The 7,653-nt window shown below is 70.6% G+C and carries 8 protein-coding genes and 1 pseudogene; all 9 read right to left on the bottom strand.

Annotated features, from left to right (window positions below; all coding sequences use genetic code 11):
* Positions 1-134 precede the first annotated feature (134 nt).
* Positions 135-1,796 (bottom strand): hypothetical protein, encoded by a 1,662-nt coding sequence (locus tag ABFX46_RS29550; protein WP_346047153.1) that lies wholly within the window; start codon positions 1,794-1,796, stop codon positions 135-137.
* Between the two features lie 94 nt (positions 1,797-1,890).
* The gene (locus ABFX46_RS29555) at positions 1,891-2,040 is read right to left on the bottom strand and encodes a hypothetical protein (RefSeq protein ID WP_346047155.1); all 150 of its coding nucleotides are present in this window, start codon (positions 2,038-2,040) and stop codon (positions 1,891-1,893) included.
* Between the two features lie 261 nt (positions 2,041-2,301).
* Positions 2,302-2,556, bottom strand: coding sequence for a hypothetical protein (locus ABFX46_RS29560; protein ID WP_346047157.1), 255 nt, complete (start codon positions 2,554-2,556; stop codon positions 2,302-2,304).
* 45 nt (positions 2,557-2,601) lie between these two features.
* A complete protein-coding gene (locus ABFX46_RS29565) occupies positions 2,602-3,570 on the bottom strand; it encodes a hypothetical protein (protein WP_346047159.1) in 969 nt (322 codons plus the stop codon).
* Positions 3,571-3,610: 40 nt separating this feature from the next.
* Positions 3,611-3,898: a hypothetical protein gene (locus tag ABFX46_RS29570; RefSeq protein ID WP_346047161.1), complete on the bottom strand. Its 288-nt coding sequence runs from the start codon at positions 3,896-3,898 to the stop codon at positions 3,611-3,613.
* Between the two features lie 108 nt (positions 3,899-4,006).
* Positions 4,007-5,341: a helix-turn-helix domain-containing protein gene (locus ABFX46_RS29575; protein WP_346047170.1), complete on the bottom strand. Its 1,335-nt coding sequence runs from the start codon at positions 5,339-5,341 to the stop codon at positions 4,007-4,009.
* 111 nt (positions 5,342-5,452) lie between these two features.
* Positions 5,453-5,620 (bottom strand): annotated as a pseudogene (locus ABFX46_RS29580) (BldC family transcriptional regulator); the annotation flags it as partial.
* Between the two features lie 161 nt (positions 5,621-5,781).
* Positions 5,782-7,011, bottom strand: a complete 1,230-nt coding sequence (locus ABFX46_RS29585) for an acyl-CoA dehydrogenase family protein (protein WP_346047163.1) — start codon at positions 7,009-7,011, stop codon at positions 5,782-5,784.
* A gap of 62 nt (positions 7,012-7,073) precedes the next feature.
* On the bottom strand, positions 7,074-7,653 hold a 580-nt coding region (locus ABFX46_RS29590), incomplete at its 5' end, for a GAF domain-containing protein (RefSeq protein WP_346047165.1).

Consider the following 7,653-nt stretch of genomic DNA (forward strand, 5'->3'; position numbering starts at 1 on the left):
GGTGGAGACCGGTCCCCTGAGCCTACGGCGATCACCGTGGCTCGTGTGACAGACTCCCCGCACCGGCCGGCACCGGCGGCCGGTGCCGGGCCCGAGCAGACCGGCGCCGCCGCACCGTCCACGGCCGGGAACGGTCAGGAGCCGATGACCGATCGGAGCGCCGTCTCCATCATCAGCGGCCGGGACAGGCCCTCCACGGGCCCGCCGGCGCGGGCGTCCTGGCAGGCGTCTAGAACCGCGGCCGGGTCGATGACGCCCAGGTCGCCCAGGATCGTCCCGCCGCGGACCAGTTCGGTGAGCAGGGGGACGCCCCAGCGGCGCATGGCAGTCTCCATGACGGGCGCGAAGTTCTCCCGCAGCACCGGCCACACCGTCGCCTCGGCCATGCCGCGGCGGGCCAGGTAGGTGCGCAGCAGCAGCTTGCGGCGCCGCCATTTCAGCGGGAGCTGCTCGGTGAACCGCAGCAGGTCCGGGGTGGCCAGCGGCGACACCGGCCACAGCCCCTGCCGCATCGTCTGCGGCCACCGCGGCTCCAGCCCCGCCAGGATCGAGTACATCAGCACCGGCGCCGGTGCCGGATCCTGGTCCAGACGCTCGACCGCGTCCCGCCCGGCCGGCCCCAGCCAGCCCGGCATGGGCCGCAGCGTCCGCGGCTGCCCGAGCCGCTGCCGCTCCTCGGGCCGAAACCCCATCAGGTCGTCGCCCGCCGCGCCGGTGAACACCGTGGTGGCCCCGGCCTCGACCAACTGCTGCTGCATCACCAGAGAACCCTCGGCAGTGTTGCCGTCGCGGGGCGTGAACGGCACCCCGGACCGGCGCGCCCCGCCCGGCCGGAACGGAGCGTGCTCGGCGATCGGCACGACCACGTCAGCCCCCAACTCCAGAACGTCGATCATGTCCGCGCGGCGGGACATCTGCTGCTCGCCCGGTTCGCCGGGCAGCCGCAGCACCCCCGTGCGGATACTCCAGCTGCCTCCGGGCCCGCGCAGCTCGGCCAGAGCGACCGCGACGGCCGCAGAGTCCATCCCGCCCGACAACTCCACCGCCACGCCCCCAGACGTGGCCGCCGCCCACCGGCCGGTCACCTCGACCAGCATCCGCTCCCATACCTCGACCGGGTCGGCTCCGGGCCGCAGCTCACGCGGCAGCGCGTGCTCGGCGGGCGGCGGGTAGGTGATGGCCAGGCCGGTCCCGTCGAACCGGGCCGTCGCGCGTTCGGTGAGGGTCAGCACGTCCCGCAGCAGCGTCTGCGACGAGTACAGGGCGCGCATCACCACGAACCGGGTGACGTCGTCGAGGTTCAGCCGGTCGGCCGACCAGAACGCCGACAGGTCCAGCAGGTCCCACGAGCCGTGCAGGACACCGCCGGCGGCGGCGAGTTGCAGCGGCGCGGCGCTGACCGCACCGCAGGTGACCTCCACACCGCCCCGGGCGCCGGCGCCGTTGTGGTTTCCGGTCTCGGTCAGGTCGATGACGGTGAAGCCCAGCGGCCAGCTTTCGGCCTCGGCGCGGCGGTCCCGATACCGGTCCGGGGGGAGGACCAGCGGGCCCGTACCGGCCCGCGGCGCGGGAAAGTCGTCCGGCTGGTGCGTGAACCCGGCGGCGCGTTCACGCACCACCAGAAACGCCCCACGGCCGTCCTGACGGGCCACCATCTGGTGCTCCAGGGCCTCGTGGGGGAAAGGCTCGAACCACCCGCTCGGCGCCGTCCACCGCTTCCCATCGAACTCCCATCCGGCCGCCACCGAACCGGCACCGGCCTCCCCGGCGGGGACGGTGATCTGCAACTTCAGCATCCTCACTCACTTCCTTCCGGCATGGGTGCGGCCCCCGGCCGGGGGGCGCGAGCGGTGTGTGTAGGCCGGGGGCCGCGTGGGTTGTGAACGGGGGTCAGTCCTCTTCGGTGTAGGTGTCGGAGTCTCCCGTCTCCTTGCTGTTGAGGGCTTCGGCCGACGGGACCTCCACGGTCAGCGGGCCGACGAACAGTTCGTCGGCCGCCTGCAGGGTCCTCGCCGACACTGCCGGACTCGTACCGTTCATGGCGACGTTCCTCTCTCCCCGGGCCACGGACGGACCCGGTGGTCTTGGGTTGCGGCGCTCCTCACTCAAACGCAGCCGCACGGCGATGGCTATGGGGGCGGTGTCACCTGCCGGGATAGGTCACGGTGCTTGGCCGTGAGGCCGGGCTAGACGTCGACCGTGACCGGGATGCGCTTGTGGTCGGGGCCGGGGTTGTCGGGGTTGCGGAAGTCGTGGACGCCGTCGATGACCTGGCAGTGGCGACCGCCAAATCCGAGCGTCTTATTTGATCTCCCAGGATTCGATGAGCTTCAGCGCTTTTTCCTCGTCTACCTCTTCGAGGTCATCCACGCTGGAGCAGCGATTCCACTCGGCGATGATCCCTGTCCTGCGCCATGCCGGGCGGTCTCGATAGAAGACCTCATCCACAACGCCTATTTCTGCCGATTTGCGCTGCCGGGCGATTCCGTGCGGATCATCCACTGTCTTTCCGCGACCTGTTATCGCGAAGTATCTGGTGGTGGTTTCTTCGGTCATCCTCAACCCCCTTTTCGTCCGCGGATGGACGTCGCACGGTGCCGGCTAGATGTCGACCGTCAGGCTGATGCGTTTGTGGTCGGAGTCGGGGTGCTCGGGGTCGCGGAAGTCGTGGACGCGGTACGAGCCGGGCACGTAGGCGTCACGGAGCGGGTCGTTGAGGAGGATGCCGTCGATGACCAGGCATTGGCGTCCGTTGGGCCGCTCGATCTGCGTGGGGGTGTAGTCCTGGGCGAGTTCGGCGGCGTGGTGGAACCCAACGCCGCCGACACGCCGTCCCGGACGGCGGCGCAACCAGGCCCACCGCCAGTCACGCGGTGCGTGCCACCATCCGACCAGGGCGTCCAGGGCGCGGGTGTCGTAGATGTGCGGGCCGGCCTGCCTGGGGCCGCCTTGGAACTGGACGCGGTAGTTGATCCCGCGCGGGTTGTGGACGCCGGGCGTGTTCATGTCGGTGGGCTCGAAGTGGGGGCCGGAGGGGACGGTGTTCCAGTCGCCGAGGAGCGCGCAGGGGATGGCGGGGTCGGCGAGCCGGTCGAACCGCCGGTTGTCGGCGAGGCGGGTGTCGCCGGAGTAGATGTCGCCGTGTGTGGCGGCGATCCGGATGGGGTCGGTGCGGCCGGGGAGGGTGAACAGCATCAGGTTGCGGTTGCGGGCGGCGAAGTCGGGGAGCCGGTGGGAGTAGAACCGCCGCACCACGACCTTGGTCGGGTCGACGTAGATGACGGGGGCGAACATCCCCCACTCGCGGGGCAGCGAGCACGGGTGCGGCACGTAGGCCGGCCCGCCCGCGTCCCGCAGCGCGGCGGCGGCCTCGAACGCGCCTTCCATGCCGTTCAGTTCGTACCGGTCGCCCTCGCCGATCACGGCGATGTCGGGCCAGTCGCCGTCGTGGAACATCCCGGTGACCTTGCTGTAGTCGTAGGGGCCGCCGTCGCCGGAGTAGGAGGAGTAGCCGGCGTCGGTCCGGCCGCCGTGTTCGACGTTGACGTAGCTGATCCGAAGGTGCGTCATGCGGTCCTCTCGTTGTCGATGTTGGCCGGGGCCCACTGGGCTACTTCCAGCCGCCTCCGCCGTGGCGGCGGCGCCTCATCTGCCCGACGCGGGCGGGCTTACTGACCGTCCCTGTGATGTGGTAAAGCCCGCACGTGTCGCAGTACTGGACGGAGATCGGCAGCCGCTCGTACCCGGTCTTGGCCTTCCGTGACCGGTACTCCTCCAGGTGCTGCTGGGCGTCGTCGTAGGTGTCGAAGCCCGGCTTGTCGCAGCGCGGCGCACGGTCGCGGCGCCGTCCACTGGAGTTCCGGCCGCCCCAGCTGTCCGAGCGGTTACGCCGTCCCACGTCGGCCCCTCCCGGTCAGTCGGCCCGGCAGCGGCCGGCGGCATGCGCGGGGGGCGGCGGTGGTCCGGTCGCCGTACTCGACGCTGACGAAGCAGAGCCGCAGTTCGGTCATCGCGCGTGCCGTTCCAGAGTGCGGTCTTCTTCGTTCGGGTGGCTCGGTTGTGGGGGCGGGTCGTACTTGGCGGCTGCTTCCAGTTGCCCGCGCAGGGTGTTGAGGGGGACGCCCAGTTCTCGGGCCAGGCTGTGCAACGGTTCGCCCGCTTCGACGCGTTGCAGCACTTGCTCTACCGGAACCGGCAGCTCCGGCGGCTGTGATCTGGCCGGTCCGCCGACCGGCCGCATCTTGGTTCCCGCTTCCAGTAGCCGGTGCCTGATCGTCCCGATGGCCACTGCCAGTTCTTCGGCGAGGTCGTAGAGGGATTCGCCGGCCTCGTAGCGTTGGCGCAGGACGGGTGAGGGCACTGGCAGTTCCAGCCGTTGACTGCCCGGGGCCTCGCGGGATCGCAGGGTGGCGCCCGACTCTGCGAGCCGCATCTTCACGGTGGTGGGGGAGACATCCAGCTCCCTGGCCAGGCCCCTGATCGTCTCGCCCGCCTCATACCATTCCCGCAGCTCCTGCAGTTCGATGGGGAAGGTGTCCCAGGCTGGTCCGCCGGGCGGCCGCCGGTTGACCCTCTCGTGCCGCATCCAGCGGTAGACCTGCCGCGGGGTCAGTCCCATCCGCCGCGCGATCGAGGGCACTGACTCGCCTGCGCTGTACCGTTCGCGCAGGACCTCGACTGACATCTCCAGCTCCGCCGGTTCCGCTCGATGCGGCGACGGCTTCGGAAGATACGACCCGGCTTGCGGCTCGGGTTGCGGTCCTGTGGGCGTTCGTTCGGCGGTCGTCGCTGTGCTGGGTGCCTGTCGCCCGGAGTCTGCCCCTGGTGAGAGGGCGAGTTGGTGCGGATCGATGGTGCCGTTGGCTGGGCGGGCGGCCGGGTGTTGGGGTCCGACCGGTTCTTCCCTGCCGTGGCTGGGCGGCGGGATTGGTAGCGGGCCGCCAGCGTCGGGTGTCGCATGCTCGGCCCCGGGCGCGGACTCGGATCCGGGCGTCGGCTCGGTGCTGATGGCGAGTGCGTCCACGACGGCGTCGGCGGTGTCGGTGGTGTCGGTCCAGGCGATTCCGGCGGCGAGATCGGCGGGCGCAGTCACCCTGACAACGCCGGCGGCGTGCAGCACCAGGTCGGCGTAGACCTCCAGGTCCTCCGCGCACAGCTCGTCGAGCACCGCACAGAAGTCGTTGAGTTCGGCGCCGACGCGCTTCCACTCGTCCGCGGTCAGAGCACGCCCCAGATGGCGGGTGAACCACGGGCGGTCGAGGTAGGCGATGGCGATGCCATACCGGCCCGCGAGCTCCAGCAACGCCGCCACCGCATCACCACCGAAGTGGTCCTCGATCAACGCGTTGATCGGACCAGAGCTCGGGCCCGGTATCGGTCTGGGGGCGGTACCGCCCTGGGAGGCGTGCGTGGCCGCTGCCACTGGGGAGCGCTCGTCTTCCACGTCTTGGTCGTCAAACGCTTCGTCGGGCAGCCCCTCCCGCAGAAGCCGGTCTACCTCTTCACAGGGGAACCGCCGGTGACCGCCGAGGGTGCGGATGCTGAGCAGCCACCCCCTATCCGCCCATCGCGTGACGGTCCTGGTGTCGACCCGGAACAAAGCGGCGACTTCTGACGGCATGTAGTGCGAGGGCTGCACGTCGGATCGCTTCCCGGTTGTTGGGCTCATTCGGGCTCTCGGTTGTGAGGGAGGAACGGTCGATTGTGTTCGGTGTCGGAGAGGGCGAGTGGGTGTCCTCCTCGCCCCGCGCCGGGCGGGGAGGACATGCCGGAACCGGGGGGTTAGGCCGCGGGCTCGCGGAGCTTGGGCTGGGGGGCCAGAGCGGTCAGGTGCGCGAACCGCACGGACCATTGGGGGCCGTGGTCGATGCCGAGGGCGCTCTCGGCCAGGCGATGCAGCTGGATGTCGGCGGGCCCGGCGGGCGGGTCGACGCAGATGGCGTCGCGGTAGTAGCGCCCGACCCGGCGGTCGGCGCGCAGCCCTGCGCCGCCGTGGATTCGTACCGCGTCGGCGGCGGAGGTGATGGCGGCTTCGACCGCGCCGTACTTGGCGTCGAAGAGGTCGGCGTCACACGGCTTGCCGTGGTCGAGTAGATGTGCGGCCTGGTAGACCGCCGTGTGAGCGGACCGCAGCCGGTGTTCTAGCTGCCCGATCCGCTGGCCGATGACCGGATGGCGGCCCAGCTCCCGGCCGTAGCGGTGTCGTTCCTTGGCGAAGGCGACGGTGTCGGCGACGGCGGCGGCCAGGATGCCCAGGGCGACCGCGGCCAGGTTGAGGCGCCCGTACAGGACGCTGGAGGAGTAGGCGACGTCCAGGCCGTCGCCCTCGTCGCCGAGTCGGTTGGCGGCTGGGACCCGCACGTTCTCGAACACGACGTCGCCGAAGGAGAATCCGCGCAGGCCCAGAGCGGGCTGGTAGGGCTCAACCCGGACTCCGGGCCGGTTCGCCTCGACCAGGAACGCCGTTAAGGAGCGGGGCGCCTCGGTTTCGGGCACGGTGCGGAACACGGCGCCGTGCACGTGGCCGACGTGGCTGTTGCCGATGTACTTCTTGCGGCCGTTGAGGATGTAGTGGTCGCCGTCGCGTTCGGCGGTGGCCTGCATCGCCAGGACGTGCGCGCCCGAGCCTTCTTCGGTGGTGGCGATGGTGGGCAGGCAGGCGCCGGCGGCGATCGGCGTAAGCCACTGCTGCTTTTGCTGCTCGGTGCCGAAGTGCAGGATTTTGGCGACGCCGAGCTGGGACGCCTGCGCGATCGCGCCCGCAGCACCGCTCACCCGGGATAGCTCCTCAATGATGATCGTTTTGGCGACATGGCCGGCGCCCATGCCGCCGTATTGGCGGGGGATGGTCACCCCGATCCATCCCTGCTGCGCGATGAGGTCGGGCAGGACGGTGTCGACGGCGGCGGAGGATTCCATCTCGGCAACCCGGGGTGCGACCTCGGCGAGCGCGAAGGCGCGCGCTGCCTTACGCAGGCTCTTGTGATCGTCGGTCTCGAACACGGGCACCATCCCTTTCCAATCGGGCCCACTGCCGGACGGTCGGGTCCGGCAGACGTCGTCACCGCGGCCAGTCAGCCGCTCGTGTCGCCGGAGCTGTGGCGGCCGCGAGTGCCGGCCCGCTGTGCGAGCGCGTCCATGAGTGCGTCGCGGTGCCGCTTGATCAGTGCGAGCGAGGTTTGCCCGGTGTCTCTGGGGAGCGGGTCGGTGCCGATGACGCACACGGTGCCCAGCACGGTCCCGGTGGGCTCGTGGATGAGCGGTGCGCCGGCGTAGGTGCGGACCCCGAGCTTGTCGACGACCGGGTTGGAGGCGAAGTGCGGGTTGGCGCACACGTCGGAAAGGATCAGCGCCTTGGTGCGGTCGAGCATCTCGGGGCAGAACCCGTGGTCGGGCCGCATGGTCCGGTCCACCGCGCGCATGCCCGGCGGGATGTACAGCCCGAGGAACGTCTGCTCCTTCTTGGTGAAGAAGTTCACCATCGCGTACAGGTTCTTGCCGTGGTCGCCGAGTTCGGCGGCGAAGGTGCCGGAGATCTGGGCGGCGAACCGGTCGAACTCGGTGTCCGGGGCGCCGTCGAGGCCGAGTTCGGCGAGCAGCTTCATGCGCTGCTCGGCGGTGTCGTGCCAGGTGGGGAGGGACACGCCGGCGTCG

It is taken from the genome of Actinomadura chokoriensis, assembly GCF_039529475.1.
GTDB lineage: Bacteria > Actinomycetota > Actinomycetes > Streptosporangiales > Streptosporangiaceae > Spirillospora > Spirillospora bangladeshensis.